The sequence below is a fragment of the Mycobacterium sp. 236(2023) genome (assembly GCF_029623955.1).
Classification (GTDB): Bacteria; Actinomycetota; Actinomycetes; order Mycobacteriales; family Mycobacteriaceae; genus Mycobacterium.
Genome location: NZ_JARSBP010000002.1, coordinates 1,225,863 through 1,251,131 on the forward strand (window position 1 = coordinate 1,225,863; position 25,269 = coordinate 1,251,131).

Sequence of the window (25,269 nt, forward strand, 5' to 3'; positions counted from 1 at the left end):
CCTTCTTTCGTCTATCGACCCTGGAAATCCGGCCCGCGACGAGCACGGAACGCGGCCAGGCCTTCTTTGAAATCAGCTGTTCTGCAAGACAGTTCGAGGCTGGACAACTCGTGGTCCATCGAGTCGGACAGCGTGGCGTGCAAGCCGAAGTTGATGGCGCGTTTGGCCAATCCGATCGCGACGGTGGGGCCCGACGCGAGGCGCTTCAGCAGATCGTCTGCGGCAGCGGCGATCTGGTCGCGCGGTACCGCATCGTAGATGAGACCCCAGTCGGCGGCGTCATCTCCGGTGATCTTCTCGCCGAGCAGCAACATCCGTTTGGCTCTGGTGACGCCGGCGAGTCTGGGGAGGAGCCATGTCGCACCTGAATCGGGGCTGAACCCGCGGTCGATGAACGGCTCCCACAGGTTGGCGTCGGTGGCAGCCACGGTGAAGTCGGCGGCGAGCGCCAGATTGCATCCGAGTCCGACCGCCCACCCCTGCACGCTGCACACCACGGGAAGTTGGATGGTTGCGACGAGCTCGATGACGCGGTTGGCGGTGTGCGGGATGCGCCGCGTGAGATTGCCCGGCCGGGGCTTGCGATCGCCGCTGTTCGTGGCGACCCAGTCGGCGCCGGCGCAGAAGTCGTCGCCCGCTCCCGCGAGGTGGATGGCCCGCAGCGAGTCGTCGGTGGCGGCTTCGGTGAGGACCTTCACGAGGTCGTCGACCATCGTGTGGCTCAACGAGTTTCGCCGGTCTGGCCGGTCGAGGGTGATGCGCAGGATGCCCTGGTCTGTGGACAGTCGCACCGCGCCTGCGTCCGCATCGTCGCGCACCGGGGAACCGTCCTCTCGGATCAGGAACATCGCTTTACAGATAGCCATACAGTTGGTACTACGATTACTATCCTGTACAAGTTAGCAAGGAAAGGCCAGCGGCGGAACAGTGTCGTCTCAACTGCCAGGACCACGAATTCGTCAGCCCCGGGTTGCCGAACTCGTGGCGTCTCGGCTGCGCGACGACATCCTCACGGGCCGGCTCAAGGAAGGCGACGTGCTGCCGTCGCAGGAGTCGCTGTTCGCCGAGTTCGGCGTCAGCCCGCCCGCGGTGCGTGAGGCGATCCACATCCTCGAGTCCGACGGCCTCATCTCGGTGCGGCGCGGCAATGTCGGGGGCGCGGTGGTACACCTTCCCTCGGCCGAGCGCACGGCGCAGATGATCGGCATGGTCCTGCAGACCCGGTCGGCCACCCCCGGTGACGTCAGCGAGGCGCTGCTGCACCTCGAACCCGTGTGCGCAGGTATGTGCGCTGCCCGCGACGACCGTGCGGCCGAAGTCGTTCCGTACCTGCGTGCGGCGATCGACGCGCAGATCGAGGACTTCGGCACCCCGGCGCGCTACGTACCGAACGCCCGCAAGTTCCACGAGGCGATCGTGTCGCGGTGCGGAAACGAGCCGATGATCCTTCTGATCGGGTCGCTGGAGGTCATCTGGTCGGCCCACGAGTCGTCGGTGTGGAGCGACGAGTACCACCCGAGCGATCCGATGGAGCCCAAGACGATGCGCGCGGCACTGCGCGATCACGAGAAGCTGATCGACGCGATCGCCGACGGCAACTCCGCCCGCGCGGTCCGTCTGGCCCAGGACCATCTGGCCGCCGCGCGTCGCAACACGCTCGCTGTCGGGGCCGACGGAGAAACCAAATTCATTCAAGCCAAACTGATCTCACCGTGAAAGGCTCAGCCATGACGACGACCGAAGACGACCGTGTGCTGTTCGATGTCGACCGCGACTCGCGCATCGCCACGATCACGCTGAACAATCCCAAGCAGCGCAACTCCTACGACGCGTCGATGCGCAATCTGCTCGGCCGCTACCTCGACGAGGTCGCCGAGGACGACGACATCACCGTGGTGCTGCTCCGTGGTGCCGAGGGTGTCTTCAGCACGGGTGCGGACATGAACAACGCGTACGGCTGGTACGGCCCCGGTCGGGAACCCGAGAAGAAGAGCAGGCCGTCCCAGCGGCGCCGCCTGACCGTCGACCGCAAGTCGTTCGGCTTCTATCACAATCTGATGGGCTTCCCGAAGGTCACCGTCGGTGAGATCAGTGGTTACGCGCTCGGCGGCGGTTTCGAGATGGCGTTGATGACCGACATCTCCGTCATCGCCCGCGATACCCGCATCGGGATGCCTGCCACGCGCTTCCTCGGGCCCGCACTGGGGAGTCTGCACATGTTCTTCCACCGGCTCGGCCCCGTGCTGGCCCGGCGCATGCTGCTCACCGGGGACATCATCCGGGCGGCGGAGTTCGAGCATCTCGGCGTCTTCACCGAGACCTGCGAGCCGGAGAAGGTCACGGCCCGCGCGCGGTACTGGGCGGAGAAGGCCGCCAAGATGCCCGCCGACGGCGTGGTCATCGCCAAGGAGGCGTTCCGCCTCGTCGAGCAGAGTCAGGCCTACCAGGGTGAAGAGGTCGCGAGCTATCTGTTCCATGCCTACGGCACGAACCTGCAGTTCGCCGACGGCGAGTTCAACTTCGTCAAGACCCGCGCGCAGCACGGCACCAAGGAGGCATTCCGCCTGCGTGACGAGCATTTCTTCGTCCCAGAACCCGAGTGACTCGGGTCACCTACTTTCAGCACTACATTCTCTGTTACTTTTGTAACGTCCGTCTGTCACGAAACCGAGGTCAAGAGCATGCCCACACCCGTCATCGTCGGAGCAGCCAGGACGGCCATCGGCCGCTCGTTCAAGGGGACCCTGGTCAACACGCCGCCCGAGACCCTGATCACCACGGTGCTCCCGGAGATCGTCCGCCGCTCCGGCGTGGATCCGGCCGACATCGACGACATCATCTTCGCCGAATCGCATTACGGCGGCGGCGATCTGGCGCGCTACGCCGCCGACGCCACTGGTCTCAAGCACGTGCCCGGCCAGTCGGTCAACCGGCACTGCGCGGGCAGCCTCACGGCGATCGGCAATGCCTCGGCGCAGATCGGCTCCGGCATGGAGCGTGTGCTGATCGCAGGCGGCGTGCAGTCGCTGTCGATGACGCCCCTGGTCAACTGGCGTATCCCCGGCCCCGAGCTGAAGTTCGAAGAGCGCTGGATGCCCCCCACGCACGTCGAGACCCCGGACGCGCCCACCAAGGACATGTCGATCACCGTGGGCTGGAACACCGCTCAGGCTGCCGGCATCACGCGCCAGGACATGGACGAATGGGCCGCCCGCTCGCACCATCGTGCGATCGCCGCGATCGACGCGGGCAAGTTCCTCGACGAGATCGTTCCGCTCAAGGTCACCCAGTTCGACGGCTCGGTCATCGACTTCAGCGTCGACGAGCAACCGCGTCGTGACACCTCGGTCGAGAAGCTCGCGGGCCTGAAGGTGCTGCATCCGGAGATCGAGGGCTTCTCGATCACCGCGGGCAATGCCAGCGGCACCAACGACGCGGCTGCAGGCGTGGCCCTGGCCGACGCCGACTACGCCGCTGCCAACGGGCTCAACGTCATGGCCAAGGTTCGTGCCTGGGGCGCCGTCGGCGTCGATCCCCGCGACACCGGTCTGGGCGGCGTCAAGGTCGTCGGCAAGGTGCTCGACCGCGCCGGTCTCAAGCCGTCCGATGTGGCGCTGTGGGAGATCAACGAGGCGTTCGCCTCCGTGCCGATCGCCGCAGTTCGCGAGTACGGCATCGACGAGGAACTGGTCAACTTCTCCGGCAGCGGCTGCAGCCTCGGGCACCCGATCGCGGCGTCCGGCGCGCGCATGATCACCACGCTGGTCTACGAACTGCAGCGTCGTGGCGGCGGCATCGGTGTCGCCGCGATGTGCGCCGGCGGCGGCCAGGGTGGCGGCGTCGTCATCGAGGTGTAGGACCCACGATCGCCGGAATTGCATTCCAGCAGGCACAGTGCGAGAGGCACTCTGCCGGAATGCAGTTTCGGCGTAACGGGTTTCAGCGTTTGCGGGCGGTGGCCTTGCGAGCCGGCTTCCTCTCTTCATCGACCGGGGCGTCTCCGTCGATCAGGCGGGCGGCATGCTCGAGGATGCATTCGAGGCCGTATTCGAAGTTGCGGTCATCGGGGGCGCTCAGATGGTGGCCCTTTTGCGTGACGCTGGCCAACAGCGGAGCGGATTCGGGATCGAAGGCCATGGTGTCGTCGATGTCGCCGTGCCCGTCCTCGCCCGCCAAATTCTTCTCCCGCAGCCGCTGCAGCACCACCGATCCGCGGACGTGAACCGACATCGCCGAATACGTGTTGAAGGCGTCCTCGGCGGACAAGCCCGCCTCGACGAGGCTGCCTATCGCTCTCTCGACCTCCTGGACACCCACTTTCGCGGCACGGGGACTCAGCGCGGACCGGATGAGGATCAGATCGCAGAGGATCGGATTGCCGTTGAAGGTGTTTCGCATCGACCGTGCGTGGGTGGCAAGCGACTCACGCCAGTCCTTGGCCTCGACGTACGGCGTGGCAAAGGCGTACTGGCTCAAGGCACGATCGGTCATCGCGTTGAGAAGGTCGTCCTTCTTGCGGAAGTACCAGTAGATGCTGGTGACGCCGACACCGAGGTGCTTGCCCAGCAGCGGCATGCTGAGGTTGTCGATGCCGACCTGCTCGGCCAGTTCGAACGCGCCTTTGATGATGTCGTCGGGGTTGATGGACCCGCGTTCACGGCGCTGGCGCTTCTCCGCAGTCGCTTGTTTGGCCACCGGGGCACCTCCATCGTCTCCGTGCGTTCTCGCGTTCGCGCCGACTACCCTGAACTGCGCCTTTGCAGCCGTGTCGCGGCGGTACTGTGTACGCGACCTTACCGTCAGGGGCGTGACGAGCAGCGGCCACCGCTCTTCACGCCTTTTACAGTAAGACCTATAGTAAGCTTTTCGGAGCATTCTCCGGTGGTATCCCCGCACGAAAGATGAAGGGCGACAAGTGTCCGACGAGGTTCTCGTAGAACGTCAGGGTCGAGTACTGATCATCACCATCAACCGTCCGGAGGCGCGCAACGCCTTCAACCTCGCAGTGGCCCAGGGGCTGGCCGATGCGATGGACGAACTCGACAACTCGCCGGAGTTGTCGGTGTCGATCGTCACCGGTGCGGGAGGCAACTTCTGTGCAGGCATGGACCTGAAGGCCTTCATGGCCGGTGAGGTGCCCGCGATCGAGGGTCGCGGAATCGGCTTCACCGAGCGCCCGCCCCGTAAGCCGGTGATCGCCGCGGTCGAGGGCTATGCCTTGGCCGGCGGTACGGAGATCGTCCTGGCGACGGACCTGATCGTTGCGGCCAAGAACGCCAAGTTCGGCATCCCCGAAGTCAAGCGCGGTCTGGTGGCCGCGGGCGGCGGGCTGCTTCGGCTGCAGAAGCGGATTCCGTATCAGAAGGCGCTGGAGCTCGCGCTGACCGGTGACAGCTTCACCGCTGAGGAGGCCTCGCAGTGGGGCTTCGTCAACGTCCTCACCGAGCCGGGCGAAGCGCTCAACGGCGCGCTGGAGCTGGCCGCGCGCATCACGGCCAACGGGCCGTTGGCGGTCGCCGCGACCAAGGAGATCATCATCAAGTCGGCCGAGTGGAGCGAGGCCGAGATGTGGAAGAAGCAGGGTGAGATCGCCTACCCGGTCTTCGGATCCAAGGACGCGATGGAGGGTGCCACGGCGTTCGCCGAGAAGCGCAAGCCCAACTGGACGGGCACGTAGCCGCCCCCGGCTGATGGATCTGGGTCTGCGGGACGCCACCGCGGTCGTCGTCGGTGGCGGCCGCGGGATGGGACTGGCGGCCGCCCACTGCTTCGCCGACGACGGCGCCCGCGTTGCGCTGATCGGACGTACTCGCGCGCTGCTCGACGCGGCGGCCGCTCAACTTCGTGAGCGGGGCAGCCCCGATGCGATCGGGGTCGTCGCCGACACCTCCGACGAAAATGCTGTGCGCCAAGCCTTCTCGGACCTGGGTGACCGGTGGGGCGGACAGTTGAACATCCTCGTCAACGCCGTCGGGCCATCGGTGCGCGGCACGTTCGACGAACTCAGCGACGCCGATTGGCGCCAAGCCATCGACGAAGGTGCGATGGGCATGGTGCACTGCGTCCGCGCGGCGCTTCCGCTGCTGCGCGCCGCCGAGTGGGCCCGGATCGTGAACTTCTCCGCGCACTCGACGCAGCGGCAGAGTGAGATCCTGCCCGCGTACACCGCGGCCAAGGCGATGGTCACCAGCGTCTCAAAGAACCTCTCGCTGCTGCTGGCCCGCGACGAGATCCTTGTCAACGTGGTGTCCCCGGGCAGCATCGCATCGGAAGCGCTTGTGGGCTGGGCGGATTCGGTCGGTGTCGACGGCGCCGACCCCTATGCGCTGATGGCCGCGATCGACGAGCATTTCGGCCATCCCGCACACCTGCCGCGGGCGGGTCTGCCCACCGAGATCGGGCCCGTCGTCGCGTTCCTGGCATCGCGGCGCAATTCGTACATGACCGGCGCGAACATCAACGTCGACGGCGGTAGCGACTTCACCTGACGGGAGAGCGGTATGGCGACAGCGAAGGAAGCTCGGGACTGGGCGCGCGTCGCCCTGCGTGGCATCGGTGACTCGCTGTACACGCCGTTCTGCGGTCCCGACGGCGACGACATCGACTGGGAGGCCTACCGGACGCTGGTGCGCTACTGCGTCGGTGATCTGAGGCATCCTCTGCTGTGGTGCACCAGCGGCATCTCCGAGTTCTGGTCGCTGACGCTCGACGAGCGAAAATCCTTGCTAGAAGTGGCCATTGACGAAGGGCGCGCGGCCAACCCGGACGTGGTGATCCAGGCGTGCACGGCGGCCATGTCGGCCAAGGACTGCCTGGAGTTGACCCGCCATGCGCAGGACGCGGGCGCCGACATCGTCTACATCCAAACGCCGATGATGGAGGCGCACGGCGGCGAAGGCGTGCTGAGGTTCTTCTCCTACATCGCCGACCGCACCGACATCGCCCTCGGCATGTTCAACTCGCCGTCGTCGGGATATGTGCTGACGCCCGCGGAGAGCGCCCGGATCTATGACGAGATCCCGGCCGTGTGCGCCACCAAGGAGGGCGCGTTCCGGCCCATGGCCAGCCGGATGCTGCACCAACTCGCGCCGGACCTGACGATCTGGGAGTGTGACAAGACGGTTTACCGAGCCGGCTGGCTGCGCGACGGGATCGTGTGCGCGGCGCAGCTCGGCACGGCGGGGTACCTGTTCGAAACGCCGCAGCGCCCAATCTTTTCCGAATACTGGGACCTCATCGTCTCCGGCAGTTTGATCGAGGCGATGGACTACGGCCGCGACTCGGGCCTCGACCAGTTCGACCTCGACATGGGCTCGTGGTTCACGTGTTATCCGGGCCGCGCGGACTACTTCACGCACTGGGGCGGGGCGTTCAAGTTCGCAGCGTCGGTGCTGGGCCTCCCGATCGGTGCATACCCGCATTCCCGACCGCCGCAGGCGGAGCTTCCGCAGTTGGCGCAGAACCAGATTCGCGCCGCGTACAAGACCCTCGGATTGGTCGACGGATAGGGGTCCGCAGCGATTGCGGAAGCCACTACCGATAGGTGTACAGTATGAGCATCTATCGAGCTGAGGAGGTCAAGTGAGCACTGTCGACAGCATTGCGGAACCGGCTGGTTCCCAGGCCGCCGACGCGGTGCTTTTCTCCAAGCTCGACAGTGGCGTCGCGCTCCTCACGCTGAACCGGCCCGAGCGGATGAATTCCTGGGGCGGCGGGTTGGCCCGCGGTTTCTACCGGTGCATCGACCGCGCCGAGGCCGACCCCGATGTCCGCGTCATCGTTCTCACTGGCAACGGGCGGGCGTTCTGTGCCGGCGCCGACATGGGTGATCTGGACACGATCGGGGGAGCGGGAACCGACGGCGACACGGACGTCACGCAGCTTGTCGGGGAACGTCACCCGCATTTCGTGACCCAGCTCCGCAAGCCCGTAATCGCGGCGATCAACGGTGCCTGCGCGGGCATCGGGCTCACCCAGGCGTTGATGTGCGACATCCGGTTCGCCGCGGCCGGCGCCAAATTCACGACCGCCTTCGCGCGGCGGGGTCTGATCGCCGAGTACGGGATCTCGTGGATCCTGCCCCGGCTGGTCGGCTGGGGTGCCGCGCAGGACCTGTTGTTGTCGGGTCGGACGTTCTTCGCCGAGGAAGCCAAGGAGCTGGGTCTCGTCAAAGAGGTCGTGGCACCCGACGAGCTGATGACCCGGACGCTGGCCTATGCCCAGGACATGGCCCGCAACTGCGCGCCGAGTTCCCTCGAGGTCATCAAGCGCCAGCTCTACGACGATGCTTTGCGAAACGTGCACGACACCAGCAGTCGTGCGGAGACACTGATGCACGAGTCGATGCAGCGGCCCGACTTCATCGAAGGCATCACCGCCTTCTTCGAAAAGCGACAGCCGAACTTCCCACCGCTCAAGGAGGATCAGCCATGACCGCCAACGTTGCGCCCCTGGATTACCGCGCGATCGACGTCGACAACCACTACTACGAGCCGATCGACTCGTTCACCCGGCACCTGCCCAAGGAGTTCAGCCGCCGCGGCGTGCAGATGTACCAGGACGGCAAGCGCACCTGGGCGGTCATGGGTGGGCGGGTCAACACGTTCATCCCGAACCCCACGTTCGACCCGATCATCGAACCGGGCTGTCTGGACCTGTTGTTCCGCGGCGAGATCCCCGAAGGCGTCAACCCGGCTTCGCTGATGAAGGTGGACCGGATCTCCGACCATCCTGAGTACCGCAACCGGGACGCGCGGGTGAAGATCCTCGACAAGCAGAATCTCGAGACGGTGTTCATGCTGCCGACGTTCGCCTGCGGCGTCGAAGAAGCGCTCAAACACGACGTCGAGGCCACGATGGTCTCCGTGCACGCCTTCAACCTGTGGCTCGACGAAGACTGGGGCTTCGACCGTCCCGACCACCGCTTCCTGTCTGCGCCGATCATCTCGTTGGCCGACCCGGACAAGGCCGTCGAGGAAGTCGAGTTCGTGCTCGGCCGGGGCGCCAAGATCGTGTGCGTGCGGCCGGCTCCCGTGCCCGGCGTGGTCAAGCCGCGCTCGCTCGGCGACCCGCTGCACGACCCGGTGTGGGCGCGCCTGGCCGAAGCCGGGGTGCCGGTGGTCTTCCACCTGTCCGACAGCGGCTACATGGCGGTCCCCGCACTGTGGGGCGGCAAGGACACGTTCGAAGGGTTCGGCAAGCGCGACCCGCTGGACATGGTGCTGATGGACGACCGGGCCATTCACGACGCGATGGCGTCGATGATCGTGCACCAGGTCTTCACCCGGCACCCCAAGCTCAAGGTGGCGAGCATCGAGAACGGTTCGTATTTCGTCTACCGGTTGATCAAGCGGCTCAAGAAGTCCGCGAACTCAGCACCGGGCCACTACAAGGAAGATCCGGTCGAGCAGCTGAAGAACAACGTGTGGATCGCGCCGTACTACGAGGACGACGTGAAGGTCCTGGCCGACACCATCGGAGTGGACAAGATCCTGTTCGGGTCGGACTGGCCCCACGGTGAGGGTCTGGCGGATCCGATGACGTTCACCGCCGACATCCCGCAGTTCCCCGAGTTCAGTTACGAGGACACCCGAAAAGTGATGCGGGACAACGCACTCACGCTCGTCGGCGCGCACGTATTGACGTCGCACTGACATGGGCGAGTGGACGCTGGGCGGTGTCGTCGACGCCATCGCCGAGGCGATTCCCGAGCGCACGATGACGCTGTGCGGGGATCGCCGAACCACCTACGGTGACATGGCGTTGCGTACACGCCGATTCGCCAACTTCCTCGCGGACAGGGGATTCGGCGCTCACCGCGAGCGCGGCGAGTTGAACAACTGGGAGTGCGGGCAGGATCGCGTCGCGCTCATCATGTACAACGATCGCTATCCCGAACTCGTGATCGGTTGCCTGAAGGCGCGCACCGTCCCGGTCAACATCAACCATCACTACACGCCGCGCGAAGTCGCCGAACTGCTCGACTACCTCAAGCCGCGCGCGGTCGTCTACCACAAAGCGCTGGGCGCCAAGTTCGCCGACGTACTCCCCGCGAGCGCCGAACTGCTCGTCGAGGTCGACGACGGCAGCGACGGGCCCAGCCTTTCTGGCGCGGTGAATCTCGATGACGCTGTCGCGCAGGGGAATCCGGACAACAGAATTCAGGGCTCGCCGGACGACGTGATCATGTACTGCACGGGAGGCACCACGGGCCGGCCCAAGGGCGTGATGTGGCGTCAGAGCGACACGTACGTCTCATCGATGGTCGGCGCCGACCACGCGTCGGCCACCGAGATCCACGACAAGGTCACCGGGAACACCGGGGCGGCGTGGTTCGCCGTCTCGCCGCTGATGCACGCCGCAGGGCTGTGGACCGTGTTCTCCGGCTCGTTGGCGGGCCTGCCGGTGGTCCTCTACGACGACAGGGCCAAGTTCGATCCGCAGCGGGTCTGGAAGACGGCCGAGCAGGAAAAGGTCGGCTTGATGACGATGGTCGGTGATGCGTACGCCGCTCCGCTGATCGGCGAACTGCAGCGCTGCGCCTACGATCTGTCGTCGCTGTACGCGATCGGAACCGGCGGTGCCGCAACCAATCCCAAACACGTCAGCGCGCTGTTGGACAAGCTGCCGCAGCTGACGATCATCAACGGCTACGGCTCATCCGAGACCGGGAACATGGGATTCGGCCACAATCAGCGCGGATCGCACCGTGAGACGTTCGACCTCCGCGAAGGCGGCACCGTGGTCTCCGAGGACCTCAGCCGGTTCGTCGCCCCCGGGGAGGCGGAAGTCGGATGGGTGGTCCGTAAGGGACGAATCCCGTTGGGCTACTTCGACGATGCGCAGGCGACGCAGAAGACCTTCCCGGTGGTCGACGGACTGCGCGTCGTCGTCTCCGGGGATCGCGCGTCGCTGGAAGTCGACGGCACGCTGCGACTGTTCGGGCGTGACTCGCTGGTGGTCAACACCGGGGGTGAGAAGGTGTTCGTGGAAGAGGTCGAGGGCGTGCTGCGCGCACAGCCAGGCGTCGCCGACGCGCTGGTCGTCGGGCGCGACAGTGACAGATGGGGTCAGGAGATCGTCGCGTTGATCCAGCGGCATCCGAACGCAGACGTCGATGCAGAAACGCTGGTGGGTGCGTGCACCGCGGAATTGGCGCGGTTCAAGGCTCCCAAGGAGGTCGTGTTCGTCGACAAGGTCCGCAGGCTCGGCAACGGCAAGGCTGACTACCGGTGGGCGAAAAGTCATGTGGCGCAGCACGGTGCGGCGGTGAATTCGTGACGCGGAGAGTGATTGACTGCCTGGTCAACGTCCATTTCGGCGAGACCGCCAAGCAGCCCGAGTTCATGCTCAAGGTCCGCGACGACTACTTCAAGGGCCCGCAGTCGCTCTACGACCAGGTGGAGTTGCCTGCCCTGCTCGACGAGATGGCCGAGCACGGCGTCGAGAAGGCCATCCTGATGGACAACCTCGTCAAGCCATCGGTGACGGCGCGCAAGTTCGCCGAGGAGAGACCCGACAAGTTCGCGCTCGCGATCGGCGGCGTCAACCTGCTGCGCCCCATGCCGGCACTGCGGGAACTGTCGGCCGTCGTCGCCGACCTCCCCGTTGCCTATGTGGCGGTGGGGCCGAGCTTCTGGGGCGACGGCATGTACCCGCCCAGCGACGCCGTGTACTACCCGCTGTACACGAAATGTGCGGAACTCGAACTGCCGCTGTGTATCAACACCGGGCTGCCCGGGCCGCCGATCCCCGGTGAGGTGCAAAACCCGATCCACCTCGACCGGGTGTGCGTCCGATTCCCCGAGCTCAAACTGTGCATGATCCACGGGGCCGACCCGTGGTGGGACGTCGCGATCCGGCTGCTGATCAAGTACGCCAACCTACGGATCATGACGTCGGCCTGGTCGCCGAAACGCTTGCCCGACAGCCTGCTTCACTTCATGCGCACCCGCGGCAAGAACAAGGTGATCTTCGCCTCCGACTGGCCGGTGCTGCGGCAGAGCCGCGTCGTCCCCGAGGCCCTGGCGCTCGATCTGCCGCCCGATGTGCTCGACAACTACCTCTACAACAACGCCGACGACTTCTTCTTCGGGCAGAAGGGATCCTGATGGACCGCTATGAACTGCGCAGGCTTGATTACAGCCTGTCCGAGGATCATCGTGCGCTGCAGGCGGCCTACAAGGACTTCTTCGAAACCCGCTGCACCATCGAGACGGTTCGCGCCGCCGAGGAGTCAGGCTTCGACAAGAACCTCTGGGAGCGGTTGTGCGCCATGGGTGCAACGACGATGGCGCTGCCGGAATCGGTCGGCGGTGACGGCGCGACGCTGGTCGATCTGACGTTGGTCGCCGAGGAGATCGGGCGCTCGCTCGCGCCGGTGCCGTGGATCGACCATGTGGTGGCCGCGCGTCTGCTGGCTCGGCTCGGCGCGGTCGAACCCGACGTCGTCAACGGCACGAAACTCGTCGCGCTCGACCCGGCGCAGGACGGCGTCTCGGGCGCCAGGTTGGTGCCGGCGGGATCGGTCGCCGACCACGTGATCGTCCGGGACGGCGACAACATCGTGCTCCTCAGCTTCTCGTCCCGGCCCGCGCGGGTCGACAATATCGGCAAGCTGCCGATGGCGTGGGCGGATCCCGCTGCCGCCGACAACCGTGAGGTGTTGGGCAGTGGGGCGGCAGCGCTCGCCGAATATCAAGTCGCCGTGGATGAATGGCGGCTTCTGACCGGTGCCGCACTTGTCGGTCTGGTCGAGGCGACGATGACGATCGCCGCCGAGTTCTCCAAGACGCGCTACACCCTCGGCGTCCCCATCTCGACGCTGCAGGCGATCTCGCATCCGCTGGCCAACATCGCCATCACCGTGCAGGCCGGTCGCAACCTGGCCCGCCGCGCGGCATGGTTTCTCGACAACGAGCCCGACGAGCGGCGCGAGCTGGCGCCGTCGGTGTTCGTCTTCATGGCCGAGGAGGCCGCCAAGGCGGCGACGATGGCCGTCCACGTCCAGGGCGGCCTCGGCGTCTCCGCGGAAGCGGCGGCCACGGCCTATCTGGTGCGGGCCAGGGGATGGGCGGTCGCCGGGGGAGACCCGGGAGCTGCCGCCAAGTACATCGCCTCGATCGTCGCCGACCGCGAAGGACGGAACTGACCATGGATTTCTCACAGGTCGCACTGTCCGATGACGAGCAGAAGTTTCAGGACGAGGTCCGGTCGTTCCTGAGCGAGATCGTCACCGACGACGTCATCCGTCGCGACCGGGAGACCGGCGACAACTTCGACGAGGGCGTGCACCTCGCGCTCGGTGACGCCGGATACCTGGAGCGTGAGTGGAAAACCGGCTCCGCGCAGGCGTTCAGTCGGGTCGAGCGGCGGATCTGGGAACTCGAGAAGCGTCGCTACCATGTGCCGTGGGTGACCTCGGGCACGACGGCGATGATCACCAAGTCGGTGGAGAAGTTCGGGTCCGCAGAGCTCAAGGACGAAGTGCTGCCGCGGGTCTACAGCGGACACGTTCGGATGTGCCTCGGCTACACCGAGCCCGAGGGCGGCTCCGACGTCGCGACCTGTAAGACCCGAGCCGTCCGCGACGGTGACGACTGGGTGATCAACGGGTCGAAGATGTTCACCACCGGCGCACACAACTGCCAGTACGTCTTCCTCATCACCAACACCGACCCGAGCGCTCCGAAACACAAGAGCCTCACCATGTTTCTCGTCCCGCTCGACACCCCTGGCGTCGAGATCCAGGGCATCCGCACCGTCGACGGTGACCGCACCAACATCGTCTACTACAGCGATGTCCGGGTGCCTGATCGCTATCGGCTCGGCGACGTCAACGGAGGCTGGACCGTCGTCCGTGAACCGCTCAACGCCGAGCACGGTGATGTGGCGGCGGCCGACGACGGCCTGGCCGATGTGGCGATCATGATGCATCAGGCGATGTTCATGGCGCACGCCGTCGACAAGGCCGCCGAGAAGTCGGCGGTGGCGGATCCGGGCGGCCGCAGGCTGATCGACGACGGTGCGGTGGCGTACCGGTTGGGCCGCAGCGTGGCCCGGCTCGAAGCGTCGCTGTCGGCGCCGAGCATCTTCGGCCGCGTGGCGCTCGCGCAGACCATGCGCGACATCTCACCCGATCTGATGGACATCCTCGGGGCCGCCTCGGCGTTGCCCGTGGGGACCGACGGTGCCGCCGACGACGGTGCCGCCGAGTACGTGTACCGGTTTGCCCCGCTCGTCGGCATCTACGGCGGCACGCTCGAGGTGTTCCGCAACATGATCGCGCAGCACGTCCTGGGCCTCGGCAAGCCGAGCTACTCGCCTGCCAAGTGATTTGGGCGTGCGCGGTCGCGCTCAGCGCGACCCAGCACGCCCAAATCGCTACGTGCTGAGGATGGTGGCGCCCGCCGTGCCGGGGGCGCCGTAGAGCTGGGCGAAGCCGACCTTCGGCTCGCCCGGGATCTGGCGGTCGCCGGCCTCACCGCGCAGTTGGCGCACGATCTCGTGCAGCTGCCGCAACCCGGACGCGCCGATCGGCTCCCCGTTGGCGAGCAGGCCGCCGTCGGTGTTGACGGGCATCGCGCCGCCGATCTCCGTCGCGCCGTCGGCGATCAGCTTCTCCTGATCGCCGTCGGCGCAGAAACCGGCCTCGGCCATGTGGATGATCTCGGCGCCGGCATCGGTGTCCTGCAACTGGATCACGTCGACATCCGACGGCTCGATTCCCGCCTTCTCGAAAGCCGCCCGTGACGCGTAGACCGTCGGGGCGACATCCTCGTCGACCGGCGCGAACGTCGTGTTGACCTCGTAGGCACCGTACTTGCGGGTGCGCACCTCGACGGCCCGGACGAAGACGGGCTTGTTGGTGTACTTGTGGGCAAGGTCGGCCCGGCACATGACGACGGCGGCGGCCCCCTCGTCCGGGGAGCAGAACATGTACTGCGTCAGCGGGTAATTGAGCATCGGCGAGTTGAGGATCGCGTCCTCGTCCATCGGCTTGCGCCGGAATGCATTCGGGTTCAGGGCTCCGTTGCGCAGGTTCTTGTTGACGACCTTGGCCAGCGTTCGATGGCTGATGCCGTGGCTGTGGAGATACCGGTTGGCCTTCATGCCGAAGAACTGTGTCGTGAGGTACTGGCCGTTCTCCGCGTACCAGCTGGGCATTCCGACCAGTCCGGGATCCTCGGTGAACGCGCCGCGCGGATGCTTGTCGAGCCCTACGGCGATGCCGATCTCATAGTCGCCCAACCGGATTCCGTCAGCGCAGGCCTTGGTGGCGCTTGCCGCCGTCGCGCAGGCGTTGAAGACGTTCGTGAACGGGATGCCTGACAGCCCGATCATCCCGACGATCGCATCGGGGTTGGCGACCGTCCAGCTGCCTCCCACGCCGAACTGGATGTCGTTCCACGAAATGCCCGCATCGGCCACCGCGGCGGCGATCGCGTCGACACCCATCTGCATGGCGGTTTTGCCTTCGAACCGGCCGAACGGGTGCAGTCCCACCCCGATGATCGCGACGTCGTGCATGGGTCAGGCTTCCTTTCACTCAAAGCCGTGCGCGCACCAGTTGCGCCTGCTGGATGGCCGCCACCGGACCCTGTTCGTCGAACAGAGTGCCCTTGGATACCCCGACTCCGTCGGAGCCGTAATGGTTCTCCGACCGCACGCCGATCCAGCGTCCCTCAGGGACGCGGTGGATGTGTACGGCGAGATCGGTGTTGAGGAACGTGTATTTGCTCGGATCGAGCCGGCTGCCCATGCCGTTGGCGATGTCGGCCACCGAGAACAACCGCTGCAGCGGCGTCATCTCTTCGCCGGCGACCAGATCCACCAGCGGGGTCGCCCAGCATTCGGCCTGCACGCTGTGCAGGATGTCGTTGAGCCAGCGCCAATCCAGGCTCTGGATGTACGTCGGGTCGGCTCCGTCGTCGGGCAGCCGGCGGGTGCCGTCACCGACCGGTCTCATCGGCTCGATAGGGGTGGCGGGAAGCGTCTCGGTTTCCGAGCGCAGGAACCGCCATGCGGACGCCTTGGCGACAACCCGCAGCGCGCCGTCGGGACCTGCCGCAGTCATCTCGGCGCCCACCAACTCTATCTGGCGGCCCGGCCTTTCGACGGTGGCGCGCACCCAGACATCGCTCGTCGGCACCGGGCCCCACAGGTCGACGACGACGCGGCTGAGCCGGGCGTCGTCACGGGGTGCGCAGTTCTCCGCGGCCCGCACCAGCAGCGCCGACACCGGTGCCGCGTTCTGCATGGAGGCGCCCCAGGTGCTGATGACGTGGTCGGACGCCGCGAACCTCTCCCCGCGAGGATCGTCGCTGTCGACGAGCTCGTAATAGGCGTCAGTCACGTCCCGTCCTGTCTGCGCGCGGCGGCGGCCATCAGCAGGATATGGTGACGGTTATCGAAAGCACAACTGGATGGCTTACAGGAGGTCGTCGTGGGCGTCGTGGAGACGGACGTGGTCTTCGACCCGTTCAGCGCGGACTTCTACAGCGATCCGCACGCCTGGTACCCGCGGCTGCGCGCGCAGGCGCCGGTCTTCTACAACGCCACCCATGACTTCTATGCGCTGAGCAGGCATGCCGACGTCGCGGCAGGGTTGAAGGATTTCACCACGTATTCGTCGGCCTACGGAGTGGATCTGGGTATGGTCCGCCGGGGCGAGAAAGTGCCGGCAAAGATGATCATCTCGATCGACCCGCCCGAGCACCGCGCCATGCGCAGTCTGGTCAACAAGGTGTTCACGCCCCGTGCCATCGAAGCCCTGCGCGCGATGGTCTCCGACACCGTGGAGCGCTTCCTGGTCGAAGCCGGCGATCGGGAATTTGATGTGGTGCAGGACTTCTCGGTGTACTTCCCGGTCGACGTGATCACCCAGATGCTCGGGGTTCCGGACAGGTATCGACAGCAGGTCCGGCTGTGGATCGATGAGTCACTGCACCGCGAGCCCGGCCAGATCGACATGTCGGAGTCCGGCATGCAGGCGATGGCCGAGATGTGGCTGATGTACTACGACCTGATCAAGCAGCGGCGCGACGATCCGCAGGACGACATGATCACCGCCCTGATCGCCGCCGAGGTCACCCGCGACGACGGAACCTCCGACCGGCTCAGGGATTCCGAGATCGCCGGGTTCGCCACCCTCCTGGGCGGCGCCGGCGCCGAGACCGTCACCAAGCTCGTCGGCAGCGCCGTGTACACGTTCGCGAAGCACCCCGACCAGTGGCAACAACTGCTCGACGACCGCAGCAAGGTCGCAGTCGCGATCGAGGAACTGCTGCGCTACGACGCGCCCGTGCAGTACAACGTGCGCCGGTCCAACACCGAGGTGACTTTGCACGGCGTGACGATTCCGGCAGGAGCGCCGGTGTTCCTGCTCGGCGCGTCGGCCAATCGCGATCCCGACGCGTGGACCGACCCGGATGTGTTCGACATCAATCGTGACCGCGCCGAGGCGCAGAACCTGGCGTTCGGCTACGGCATCCACAGCTGCCTGGGCGCGGCGCTGGCGCGGCTGGAGAGCTCTGTGGCGATCAACAAACTCCTCGACCTGATGCCTCGTTACGAGGTGCGCTGGGACGGCTGCCGCCGCGTCAGCATGCAGAACGTGTCGGGGTGGGCCAACGTACCGGTGCGGATCCTGCCGTGACTCGCGATTTCGGCGTAGTTGGTCAACGTCAGCGTGACCAACTACGCCGAAATCACTCGTCGATGAGTCTCCGAAAGTTCTCGGCGGGAGAGACTTTCGCGCCCGAGTCCCGTATTCGCCCCGCGAGCTCCCGATCCGACGTCGCGACCATGATCTCGTCGGGGTTCGGGTCAGAGCCGACGATCCTGACGATCTCGTGGTCGGCGGAATTCGGTGCGGACGCGGGTGCGTGGGCCACCGTGACGACGGCGGATTCGATGGGTGGTGACGGGGGACGCTCGAAGACCACCGTGACGTCGGCGCCCTCCATCTCGGCCCACCGCTCCAGTCGCTCGACCAGGGTGACCATGGCGGCGTGCCGGTCACGCCACCAGCCGTCGGGCCGCGACCCGATCACATTCATTCCATCGACAATCCAGCGCATCCACCGCAGACTATCGAAGTAGTACAGCCCCAGAAGAGGATCGATATGGCCACGCACGTCGAAAACAAGGTCACGTTCTGCCGGATCTGTGAGCCCCTCTGCGGGATGATCGCCACGGTCGAGGACGGCAAGCTCACCGCGTTGCGCCCCGACAAGGACCATCCGCTGTCGGCGGGATTCGCCTGTCAGAAGGGCATCGCGTTCACCGAGGTCGTCAACGACCCCGACCGCGTCACGACGCCGCTGCGGCGCACGCCGGAGGGGTTCGTGCCGGTCAGTTGGGACGAAGCCCTCGGCGACATCGCGTCTCGGCTGTCCACGGTGTTGCGCACGCACGGGGCCGGTTCGGTCGGCTGGTACATGGGCAACCCCGGGGCGTTCAGCTACGCCCACGTGTCGTCGATCATGGCCTTCATCAAGGGAATCGGCCGCGGCACCCACTTCTATACGGCGTCCTCGCAGGACACCAACAGCCGGCTGATGGCCAGCCAGCTGCTGTACGGAACGCCGACGAGTGTCCCGATCCCGGACCTGACCCGGACGGATCTTCTCGTCGTGATGGGCGCGAATCCCGTGGTCTCCCATGGCAGTTTCCTCACCGCGCCACGCATCAAGGACCGCATGCACGACATCGTCAAGCGCGGCGGGCGGGTCGTGGTCATCGACCCGCGCAAGACGGAGACCGCCGCGCAGTTCGAATGGTGTGGCATCGTCCCGGACACCGATGCGCTGCTGCTGCTGTCGCTGCTGCAGGTGATGTTCGCCGAAGGACTGGCCCGCACCCGAGGAACCGCCTCGATGGTCGACGGGTTCGACTGGCTCCAGCGGCAGGTGACCCCGTTCTCGCCCGAGGCGACGGCACCGCACACCGGCATCGACCCCGACGTGGTGCGTGGACTGGCCCGTGACCTGGTCGCGTCCCCGCGTGCGGCGGTGTACGGCCGGCTGGGGACATGCGTCGGCCGGTACGGAACGTTGACGTCGTACCTGATCGACGTCGTCAACCTCGTCGCGGGCAACCTCGACAAGCCGGGAGGTTCGGTCATCAGTGGCCTCGGATTGCCGGCCCAGCGGCTGGTGAACATCGGCATGGGCGCGATCCTGCGCCGCACCTACCGGCGCAGGAAGTCCCGTATCGGCGGCTTCCGGGCGATCATCGGCTCCGAGCCGGCGGCACTGATGGCCAAGGAGATGCTGACGCCGGGGGAGCGGCAGATCCGGGCGATGTTCATCAGCGCGGGCAACCCGGTGTTGTCGGTGCCCAACGGCGACGAACTCGAGGGAGCGCTCGACGCGCTGGATCTGTCTGTCGCCCTTGACTTCTACCTGACCGAGACGACGGCGCACTGTGACTACGTGCTGCCGGTGACGACGATGTACGAGCGCGACGACTTCCCGCTGACGTTCCAGCCGTTCCAGGCGACACCGTTCCGTCAGGCCACCGAAGCCGTCGTCGCGCCACGGGGGCAGGCCCGCCAGGAGTGGGAGATCGTCGGCGATCTGATCGGACGGCTGTCGAAGGAATCACGGGTGTTCGGTGCGCTGACCGCATCGGGTAAGGCCATGCGGCGGTTAGGCATTCAGTTCGATCCGCGGATGATCGCCGACGGGATCATCCGGTTCTCGGCGGGCGGGGACTTCTTCGGGCTTCGTCGTGGTGGGCTGAACTTCGGGCGGCTGTCGCGCGACCACGCGCACGGCAAGGTGATCACACCGCACCTGAAGACCGGGGTGCTCAAGGAGGCGATCTCCTACCCGAACGGTCGAATTCAGCTGGAGCACAGGGACGTCGCCGACGAGGTGGCGACGCTGCTGGGGCTCGAACAGCCGGAGTCGTTTCCGCTGCGGATGATCGGGATGCGCGAACCGCGTTCGGAGAACTCGTGGATGCACAACGCCCCGCTGCTGATGCGCGGCGATCGGAGCCACCACGGGCTGATGAACGCCGACGACGCCGCGGAGCTGGATGTCATCGACGGCAGTGAGGTGCGGGTCAGCTCGCCCTACGGCGCCATCACGGTGCCCATCACGCTGACCAAGGACATCATGCCCGGGGTGATCGCGGTGCCACATGGCTGGGGACACAAGGGGACCGGCGGCTGGAAGGTCGCCAACAAGGCCGGTGGCGCTAACGTGAATCAGCTGACGTCGAGTGATCCCGGCGACGTGGAGTCGTTGTCCGGGATGGCTTGGCTGACAGGAGTTCCCGTCCGCGTCGATCGGGTCTAGGCGATTGCGCCGGCGTCCTTGAGCTCTTCGATGCGGTCCCATTCCAGCCCGATCTCCATGAGCACGAGTTCGGTGTGCTCGGAGGCCTGCGGGGCGCGCGTGGTCTCCAGCGGCTCGTGGTTGAACTGCACGGGACCACGAACCACCTTGAACGGTCTGCCGCCGTCGCTCGCCTCCACCTCGGTGATCATGTCGTTGGCGATGGCCTGCTCGTCGGTGCCGAGGTCCACGAGGCTCTGGAACGGGGCCCACTGACCCTTCATCGACTTCAGGTGCTGACGCCAGTACTCGAAGGGCCTGGCCGCGATCGCGGCGGCGATGAGTTCCACACCGGCTTCGGCGTTCTGGATCAGCGGCATCACGTCGCAGAACCGCGGGTCGTCGGCCAGTTCGGGCAAGCCCAGATGTTCGAAGGTGTCGCGGATGTAGCCGGTCGGGCTGACGATGCACAGGTTGATCGTGCCGCCGTCGGAGGTCGCGTAGTTGGCCATGAACGGGTTGACCGATGTCGTGGTGCCCGGCATCAGCGAGCGCATCGTCTCGCCGGTCTCCATGCCCTGCGTCACGCTGGCGCCCGCCGCCCACCACGCCGTGCTCAGCAGTGACACGTCGAGCTCGACGGCCTCCCCGGTACGCTCGCGGTGGAACAGCGCCGCCGAGATCCCGCCCGCGATGTTCATGCCGCCGATCGAATCTCCGAAGGCCGGAATGCCCTGGGGCAGAGCGCCACCCAGCTCCTCGGGGGTCAGGGCGTGGCCGACGCCGCTGCGCGTCCAGAAGGCGGTGCCGTCGAATCCGCCGACCAGCCGCTCCGGTCCCTTGTCGCCGTACGCGCTGCCACGTGCATAGATGATGTTCGGGTTGACGGCGCGGATGTGCTCGATGTCGAACTTGTTCTTCTGGCGAGCCTGCGGCATGTAGTTGGTCAGGAAGACGTCGGCCGTCTTGGCGATCTCGTAGAGCACCTCCTGCCCTTCGGGTTTCGACACGTCGATGCCGACGCTGCGCTTTCCCCGGTTGGGGTGCTCGATCAGCGGATGACGATTCGGGTCGAGCTGGAACCCGCCCATGTTGACGAACCCGCGTTGGGTGTCGCCGCGGACCGGGTGTTCGACCTTGATGACGTCGGCGCCCCAGTCGGCCAGGATCGCACCTGCCGCGGGGACGAACGTGAACTGTGCAACCTCGAGGACGCGGACGCCCTCCATCACCTTGATCAATGCGAACCCCTTCTGACGACGACGTCTTTCGGCCTTGGGGGGAGTCTAGCGGAGGTCAGATACTGTAATGTTTACCGTTGATCATCCGAGAAACAGCCGGAGGTGCCAGGTGAGCTCGAGTGTCGAGATAGGCCGGCGCGCCGCTGCCGGGGCCGAGCGTCGCATGCTGATCGACGGGAAGCTTGTCGCTGCCGCCTCCGGCGCGGAGTTCGACAACCACAGCCCCGCCACCGGTGCGGTACTCGGCGTGGCGGCGGCCGCCGACGAACACGACATGGACCGGGCCATCGCGGCGGCGCGCCGAGCGTTCGACACCACCGACTGGTCGACGAACCGCGCGTTGCGCAAGCGGTGCCTCGAACAATTGCAGGCGGCCATCGAGTCCGAGAAGGACGCGCTGCGTGAGGAACTCGTCGCTGAGGTCGGCTGCCCGGTGATGACGACCGAGTCCGCACAGCTCGACTGGCCGCTGTCGGAGGGGCTTCGGTACCCGACCACGCTGATCGACGATTTCGAGTGGGAGCGGGTGCTCGACGGTGGCGGCCTGTTCGGCGACCGCAACATCCGGCTCGTCGTCAAGGAAGCCGCCGGTGTCGTCGCCGCAGTGACGCCGTCCAACTTCCCGATCGAGGTCATCCTCAACAAGCTCGGCCCGGCGCTCGCCGCGGGCAATACCGTCATCCTCAAACCCGACCCGCACACACCGTGGAACGCGACCCGCCTCGGCCGTCTCGTCGCGGAGAAGACCGACATCCCGCCCGGTGTGCTCAACATCGTCACGACGCCGTCCAACGACGTCGCCGGCCTGCTCGGCACCGACCCGCGCGTCGACCTCGTGTCGTTCACCGGCTCCACCGCCGTGGGGAAACTGTTGATGCGTCAGGGCGCGGACTCGATGAAGCGGATGTTCCTCGAGCTCGGCGGCAAGTCCGCCGCCATCGTTCTCGACGACGCGAACCCCGCTGTCATCGTGCCGACCGCCGTCGGGGTGTGCGTTCATGCGGGGCAAGCCTGCGCGGCCACCAGCCGGATGCTCATCCACCGGTCTCTGTACGACCAGGCCGTCGCCGACATCACCATGGCGTATCAATTTGTGCCGGTGGGTGATCCGGCCGATCCCGGCACGTTGGTCGGGCCGGTGATCAGCGCCGCGCAGAAGGAGCGCGTGCTGTCGGCGATCGACGGGGCGCGCCGCGACGGTGCCGAGATCACCGCGGGGGGAGGCGAGGTCGCCGGGTTGCCCGAGCATCTGGCCGGCGGGCATTTCGTCGCACCGACGGTCATCACCGGCGTCGACAACAGTGCCGGGATCGCCCAGCAGGAAGTGTTCGGTCCGGTGCTGGTGCTGCTGCCGTTCGACGATGACGACGAGGCTGTGCGACTGGCCAACGACAGCGCGTTCGGCCTTGCCGGGGCGGTGATGTCGCGCTCCGCCGAGCGCGGCATGAGCATCGCCCGTCGCATCCGCACCGGGTCGTTCGGTGTCAACGGCGGGATGTTCTACGGCGCCGACGCACCCTTTGGGGGCTACAAGAGCAGTGGCGTCGGCAGGCAGTGCGGCATCGAAGGCTTTCAGCAGTACCTCGAGACCAAGACCATTGCCCGGCGCGAACGCCGGCAGAGCTGACGCCCGGCCGCGAGCGTGAAGCCAGGGCTGTGGTTTCGGCGAGAACGGCAGCCCGGAATGCTATTCCGCGGGCGCGGGGGTGAACGTCACCGGGATCGCCGTCGGCGACCGGAACGGCTGACCGTAGATGTGCGGGTCGCCGTCGGTGACCAGCTGGATGTCGGACAGCCGGGTCAGTAAGGTCTCCACGGCCACCCGGGTCTCCATGCGGGCCAGGTGCAGGCCCATGCAGGTGTGCTCGCCCGCGGCGAAAGACAAGTGCGGCACTCGCTTTCGGAAGATGTCGAACTCCTCGGAGCGCTCCCAGCGTTGTTCGTCACGGTTCGCCGAGCCGATGCACACGTCGATCACCGAGCCCGCCTTGATGGCGACCCCGTCGATTTCGGTGTCCTCGGTGGCGAACCGCTGCACTGTGGTCAGCGGGGTCTCGAGTCGCAGGCCCTCCTCGATCGCCGGGCCGATCAGCTCGTGGTCGGCGTTGACCGCTTCGAACTGATCCCGGTGAGTCAGCAACAGGTACAAGAGGTTGCCCGACGACCGGTAGGTGGTTTCCAGTCCGGCGGGCAGCAGAAGCCGCAGGAACGAGAAGATGGCCTCGTCGGTGAGGCGTTCCCCGTCGATCTCGGCCGAGACCAGATCGCCGATGATGTCGTCCGTCGGGGCGGAGCGCCGTTTCTCGATCTGGTCGAGGAAGTAGTCCTTCAGAGCGGCGGAGGCTTCGAAGGCGCGCTTGTACTTGATCGTGTAGCTGATCAGTTCGACCGCGCGCTTGCGGAACCACGGCAGGTCCTCCTGCGGGAGTCCCAGCAGTCGCGAGATGACGCGCGTCGGGAACTCGAAGGTGAAGTCGCGCACCAGATCTGCCTCGCCGGTGTCGATGAACTCGTCGATCAGCTCGTTGACCACCGGTCGGACGATCTCGGGTTCCCAGCGCGCCAGCGAACGCGTCTTGAACGCCGCGGAGACCAGATTGCGGTGTTCCCAGTGGGGTTTGCCCTCCATCGCGAGAATGGTCGGCCCGATGAACAGGCCGATGGTGGCGTCGTAGATCTTCGAGTTGAACACCTTGCCGTCGCGGAACACCCGATTGACGGCATCGAACGAGACCGCCGCATAGAGGTTCTCGGGCTTGAGTGAGTCCGGCGTCTTGGACCAGTCCATCACCGAACCGCGGAACACGCCGCCTTCGGCGCGGCGGCGCGCGAACATGGGGTAGGGGTCGCGCAAGTCGATGGGTTCCTCCATCGCGACGTCCAGTACCGGAGTCTCCACGCGGTTACTGTAACTCTTACAGTATCTACCTGTACAGCATCGCTCAGAGTGCGATGGGTACGCCCGAGGTCATCGACGTGACGAAGCCCGAATCGACGTGCACGTCCTGGCCGTTGATCCACTGGGCGGCATCGGAGCCGAGGAACGCGATGACCGGCACGATGTCGGCCACCGTGCCATGCCTGCCGTAGGTGTCGCGCAGCACGTCGAGGATGTCCTTGCCCATCGTCTTCTCGAAGTCGACCAGGATCGGCGTCTCGACGGGTCCGGGGCTCACGGTGTTGATCCGCACGCCGTACTTGGCCAGCGCCGCGCCCGCGAGACGCTTGGCGTAGAGGATGACGGCCTGCTTGGACGACGTGTAGACGGGATAGTTGGGATCCTGGCGGGCCTGCCAGGCCGCGACGCTCTCGGCATCGGTGGCCGACAGAAGTTCGGACAGTTCCTCGAGCCGTTGCTCCCAGCCGATTCCGGCGATCGAGGCGACCGCCACGACGGAGCCGCCGCGCCGGATCCGCGGCAGCATCCCCTCGACCATCCGGCGCATGCCGAGGTAGTTGACGGTCAGGACGTCGTCGGCGGGAGCGGTCCCCGGAACGCCCGCGACGTGGGCCAGCATGTCCCACCCCGTGCCGATGCGCTCCAGCAGTGCGGCGACGCTCGCAGGGTCGCGGAGGTCGCACTGGGCGTGTTCAGAGGCCGGGGTATCGCTGGGGCGCAGATCGACGGCGAGGACATGATCACCGGCGTCGTGGAAGTGCGTGGCGACGGCGGCCCCGATACCGGAACCCGCTCCGACGACGACGATCCTGCGCCTATCGACACCCATGCGCACCGCTTT

The 25,269-nt window shown here is 66.3% G+C and carries 23 protein-coding genes; 15 read left to right on the plus strand and 8 right to left on the minus strand.

What is annotated here, in order from left to right:
* Positions 1 to 11: 11 nt before the first annotated feature.
* On the minus strand, positions 12 to 848 hold the full coding sequence (locus P9A17_RS08385) for an enoyl-CoA hydratase-related protein (RefSeq protein ID WP_278038655.1): 837 nt from the start codon (positions 846 to 848) through the stop codon (positions 12 to 14).
* A gap of 91 nt (positions 849 to 939) precedes the next feature.
* Between P9A17_RS08385 and P9A17_RS08390 the strand changes: the two genes are divergently transcribed.
* The 3 genes from P9A17_RS08390 (at position 940) to P9A17_RS08400 (ending at position 3,857) form a co-directional block, all read left to right on the plus strand.
* Positions 940 to 1,716 (plus strand): GntR family transcriptional regulator, encoded by a 777-nt coding sequence (locus P9A17_RS08390; protein WP_278038656.1) that lies wholly within the window; start codon positions 940 to 942, stop codon positions 1,714 to 1,716.
* Positions 1,717 to 1,727: 11 nt separating this feature from the next.
* A complete protein-coding gene (locus P9A17_RS08395; RefSeq protein WP_278038088.1) occupies positions 1,728 to 2,603 on the plus strand; it encodes an enoyl-CoA hydratase/isomerase family protein in 876 nt (291 codons plus the stop codon).
* Between the two features lie 78 nt (positions 2,604 to 2,681).
* Positions 2,682 to 3,857 carry a thiolase family protein gene (locus tag P9A17_RS08400; protein WP_278038089.1) on the plus strand — a complete coding sequence of 392 codons (1,176 nt, stop codon included), beginning with the start codon at positions 2,682 to 2,684 and terminating at the stop codon, positions 3,855 to 3,857.
* 82 nt (positions 3,858 to 3,939) lie between these two features.
* Here the strand turns inward: P9A17_RS08400 and P9A17_RS08405 are convergent, their stop codons facing one another.
* On the minus strand, positions 3,940 to 4,695 hold the full coding sequence (locus P9A17_RS08405) for a TetR/AcrR family transcriptional regulator (protein ID WP_278038090.1): 756 nt from the start codon (positions 4,693 to 4,695) through the stop codon (positions 3,940 to 3,942).
* Positions 4,696 to 4,915: 220 nt separating this feature from the next.
* Here P9A17_RS08405 and P9A17_RS08410 point away from each other — a divergent pair, with 220 nt between their 5' ends.
* The 9 genes from P9A17_RS08410 to P9A17_RS08450 all read left to right on the plus strand — a co-directional run bounded on the left by P9A17_RS08410 (position 4,916) and on the right by P9A17_RS08450 (position 14,334).
* Complete coding sequence (locus P9A17_RS08410; RefSeq protein WP_278038091.1) at positions 4,916 to 5,677, plus strand: crotonase/enoyl-CoA hydratase family protein; 762 nt, start codon at positions 4,916 to 4,918, stop codon at positions 5,675 to 5,677.
* Positions 5,678 to 5,690: 13 nt separating this feature from the next.
* Positions 5,691 to 6,488: an SDR family oxidoreductase gene (locus tag P9A17_RS08415; protein ID WP_278038092.1), complete on the plus strand. Its 798-nt coding sequence runs from the start codon at positions 5,691 to 5,693 to the stop codon at positions 6,486 to 6,488.
* A 12-nt stretch (positions 6,489 to 6,500) separates the two neighbouring features.
* Complete coding sequence (locus P9A17_RS08420) at positions 6,501 to 7,508, plus strand: dihydrodipicolinate synthase family protein (RefSeq protein ID WP_278038093.1); 1,008 nt, start codon at positions 6,501 to 6,503, stop codon at positions 7,506 to 7,508.
* 91 nt (positions 7,509 to 7,599) lie between these two features.
* Positions 7,600 to 8,433 carry an enoyl-CoA hydratase gene (locus P9A17_RS08425; protein ID WP_278038657.1) on the plus strand — a complete coding sequence of 278 codons (834 nt, stop codon included), beginning with the start codon at positions 7,600 to 7,602 and terminating at the stop codon, positions 8,431 to 8,433.
* Entirely contained in the window at positions 8,430 to 9,653 is a 1,224-nt protein-coding gene (locus P9A17_RS08430; protein WP_278038094.1) for an amidohydrolase family protein, read from the plus strand. The genes P9A17_RS08425 and P9A17_RS08430 overlap by 4 nt, the downstream gene beginning before the upstream one ends.
* 1 nt (position 9,654) lies before the next feature.
* A complete protein-coding gene (locus P9A17_RS08435) occupies positions 9,655 to 11,280 on the plus strand; it encodes an acyl-CoA synthetase (RefSeq protein ID WP_278038095.1) in 1,626 nt (541 codons plus the stop codon).
* Positions 11,277 to 12,110: an amidohydrolase family protein gene (locus P9A17_RS08440; protein WP_278038096.1), complete on the plus strand. Its 834-nt coding sequence runs from the start codon at positions 11,277 to 11,279 to the stop codon at positions 12,108 to 12,110. The genes P9A17_RS08435 and P9A17_RS08440 overlap by 4 nt, the downstream gene beginning before the upstream one ends.
* A complete protein-coding gene (locus P9A17_RS08445; RefSeq protein WP_278038097.1) occupies positions 12,110 to 13,150 on the plus strand; it encodes an acyl-CoA dehydrogenase family protein in 1,041 nt (346 codons plus the stop codon). The genes P9A17_RS08440 and P9A17_RS08445 overlap by 1 nt, the downstream gene beginning before the upstream one ends.
* Positions 13,151 to 13,152: 2 nt before the next feature.
* Positions 13,153 to 14,334: an acyl-CoA dehydrogenase family protein gene (locus P9A17_RS08450; protein ID WP_278038098.1), complete on the plus strand. Its 1,182-nt coding sequence runs from the start codon at positions 13,153 to 13,155 to the stop codon at positions 14,332 to 14,334.
* 48 nt (positions 14,335 to 14,382) lie between these two features.
* Here P9A17_RS08450 and P9A17_RS08455 read toward each other — a convergent pair whose 3' ends face one another.
* The gene (locus tag P9A17_RS08455; RefSeq protein ID WP_278038099.1) at positions 14,383 to 15,528 is read right to left on the minus strand and encodes a thiolase family protein; all 1,146 of its coding nucleotides are present in this window, start codon (positions 15,526 to 15,528) and stop codon (positions 14,383 to 14,385) included.
* A gap of 19 nt (positions 15,529 to 15,547) precedes the next feature.
* Positions 15,548 to 16,354 (minus strand): thioesterase family protein, encoded by an 807-nt coding sequence (locus P9A17_RS08460; protein ID WP_278038100.1) that lies wholly within the window; start codon positions 16,352 to 16,354, stop codon positions 15,548 to 15,550.
* 90 nt (positions 16,355 to 16,444) lie between these two features.
* Between P9A17_RS08460 and P9A17_RS08465 the strand changes: the two genes are divergently transcribed.
* Positions 16,445 to 17,656, plus strand: coding sequence for a cytochrome P450 (locus tag P9A17_RS08465; RefSeq protein WP_278038101.1), 1,212 nt, complete (start codon positions 16,445 to 16,447; stop codon positions 17,654 to 17,656).
* Between the two features lie 52 nt (positions 17,657 to 17,708).
* Here the strand turns inward: P9A17_RS08465 and P9A17_RS08470 are convergent, their stop codons facing one another.
* Complete coding sequence (locus P9A17_RS08470; protein ID WP_278038102.1) at positions 17,709 to 18,080, minus strand: NYN domain-containing protein; 372 nt, start codon at positions 18,078 to 18,080, stop codon at positions 17,709 to 17,711.
* Positions 18,081 to 18,125: 45 nt separating this feature from the next.
* On the opposite strand from P9A17_RS08470, the gene P9A17_RS08475 reads away from it, so the two are divergent.
* Positions 18,126 to 20,309, plus strand: a complete 2,184-nt coding sequence (locus P9A17_RS08475) for a molybdopterin-dependent oxidoreductase (protein WP_278038103.1) — start codon at positions 18,126 to 18,128, stop codon at positions 20,307 to 20,309.
* Here the strand turns inward: P9A17_RS08475 and P9A17_RS08480 are convergent.
* The gene (locus P9A17_RS08480; RefSeq protein WP_278038658.1) at positions 20,306 to 21,517 is read right to left on the minus strand and encodes a CoA transferase; all 1,212 of its coding nucleotides are present in this window, start codon (positions 21,515 to 21,517) and stop codon (positions 20,306 to 20,308) included. The two genes, P9A17_RS08475 and P9A17_RS08480, sit on opposite strands and share 4 nt — an antisense overlap.
* Positions 21,518 to 21,596: 79 nt before the next feature.
* On the opposite strand from P9A17_RS08480, the gene P9A17_RS08485 reads away from it, so the two are divergent.
* Positions 21,597 to 23,156, plus strand: coding sequence for an aldehyde dehydrogenase family protein (locus P9A17_RS08485; protein ID WP_278038104.1), 1,560 nt, complete (start codon positions 21,597 to 21,599; stop codon positions 23,154 to 23,156).
* 60 nt (positions 23,157 to 23,216) lie between these two features.
* Here P9A17_RS08485 and P9A17_RS08490 read toward each other — a convergent pair whose 3' ends face one another.
* Positions 23,217 to 24,428: a cytochrome P450 gene (locus P9A17_RS08490; protein WP_278038105.1), complete on the minus strand. Its 1,212-nt coding sequence runs from the start codon at positions 24,426 to 24,428 to the stop codon at positions 23,217 to 23,219.
* Positions 24,429 to 24,471: 43 nt separating this feature from the next.
* Positions 24,472 to 25,257, minus strand: a complete 786-nt coding sequence (locus P9A17_RS08495) for a 3-alpha-hydroxysteroid 3-dehydrogenase (protein ID WP_278038106.1) — start codon at positions 25,255 to 25,257, stop codon at positions 24,472 to 24,474.
* Positions 25,258 to 25,269 lie beyond the last annotated feature (12 nt).

Bases quoted from the DNA above. Each gene is read 5' to 3' on its own strand.
- P9A17_RS08385 (WP_278038655.1), bottom strand. From the start codon at position 848: ATGTTCCTGATCCGAGAGGACGGTTCCCCGGTGCGCGACGATGCGGAC.
- P9A17_RS08395 (WP_278038088.1), top strand. From the start codon at position 1,728: ATGACGACGACCGAAGACGACCGTGTGCTGTTCGATGTCGACCGCGAC.
- P9A17_RS08400 (WP_278038089.1), top strand. From the start codon at position 2,682: ATGCCCACACCCGTCATCGTCGGAGCAGCCAGGACGGCCATCGGCCGC.
- P9A17_RS08415 (WP_278038092.1), top strand. From the start codon at position 5,691: ATGGATCTGGGTCTGCGGGACGCCACCGCGGTCGTCGTCGGTGGCGGC.
- P9A17_RS08420 (WP_278038093.1), top strand. From the start codon at position 6,501: ATGGCGACAGCGAAGGAAGCTCGGGACTGGGCGCGCGTCGCCCTGCGT.
- P9A17_RS08430 (WP_278038094.1), top strand. From the start codon at position 8,430: ATGACCGCCAACGTTGCGCCCCTGGATTACCGCGCGATCGACGTCGAC.
- P9A17_RS08435 (WP_278038095.1), top strand. From the start codon at position 9,655: ATGGGCGAGTGGACGCTGGGCGGTGTCGTCGACGCCATCGCCGAGGCG.
- P9A17_RS08445 (WP_278038097.1), top strand. From the start codon at position 12,110: ATGGACCGCTATGAACTGCGCAGGCTTGATTACAGCCTGTCCGAGGAT.
- P9A17_RS08450 (WP_278038098.1), top strand. From the start codon at position 13,153: ATGGATTTCTCACAGGTCGCACTGTCCGATGACGAGCAGAAGTTTCAG.
- P9A17_RS08455 (WP_278038099.1), bottom strand. From the start codon at position 15,528: ATGCACGACGTCGCGATCATCGGGGTGGGACTGCACCCGTTCGGCCGG.
- P9A17_RS08470 (WP_278038102.1), bottom strand. From the start codon at position 18,080: ATGCGCTGGATTGTCGATGGAATGAATGTGATCGGGTCGCGGCCCGAC.
- P9A17_RS08475 (WP_278038103.1), top strand. From the start codon at position 18,126: ATGGCCACGCACGTCGAAAACAAGGTCACGTTCTGCCGGATCTGTGAG.
- P9A17_RS08480 (WP_278038658.1), bottom strand. From the start codon at position 21,517: ATGGAGGGCGTCCGCGTCCTCGAGGTTGCACAGTTCACGTTCGTCCCC.
- P9A17_RS08485 (WP_278038104.1), top strand. From the start codon at position 21,597: ATGTTTACCGTTGATCATCCGAGAAACAGCCGGAGGTGCCAGGTGAGC.
- P9A17_RS08495 (WP_278038106.1), bottom strand. From the start codon at position 25,257: ATGGGTGTCGATAGGCGCAGGATCGTCGTCGTCGGAGCGGGTTCCGGT.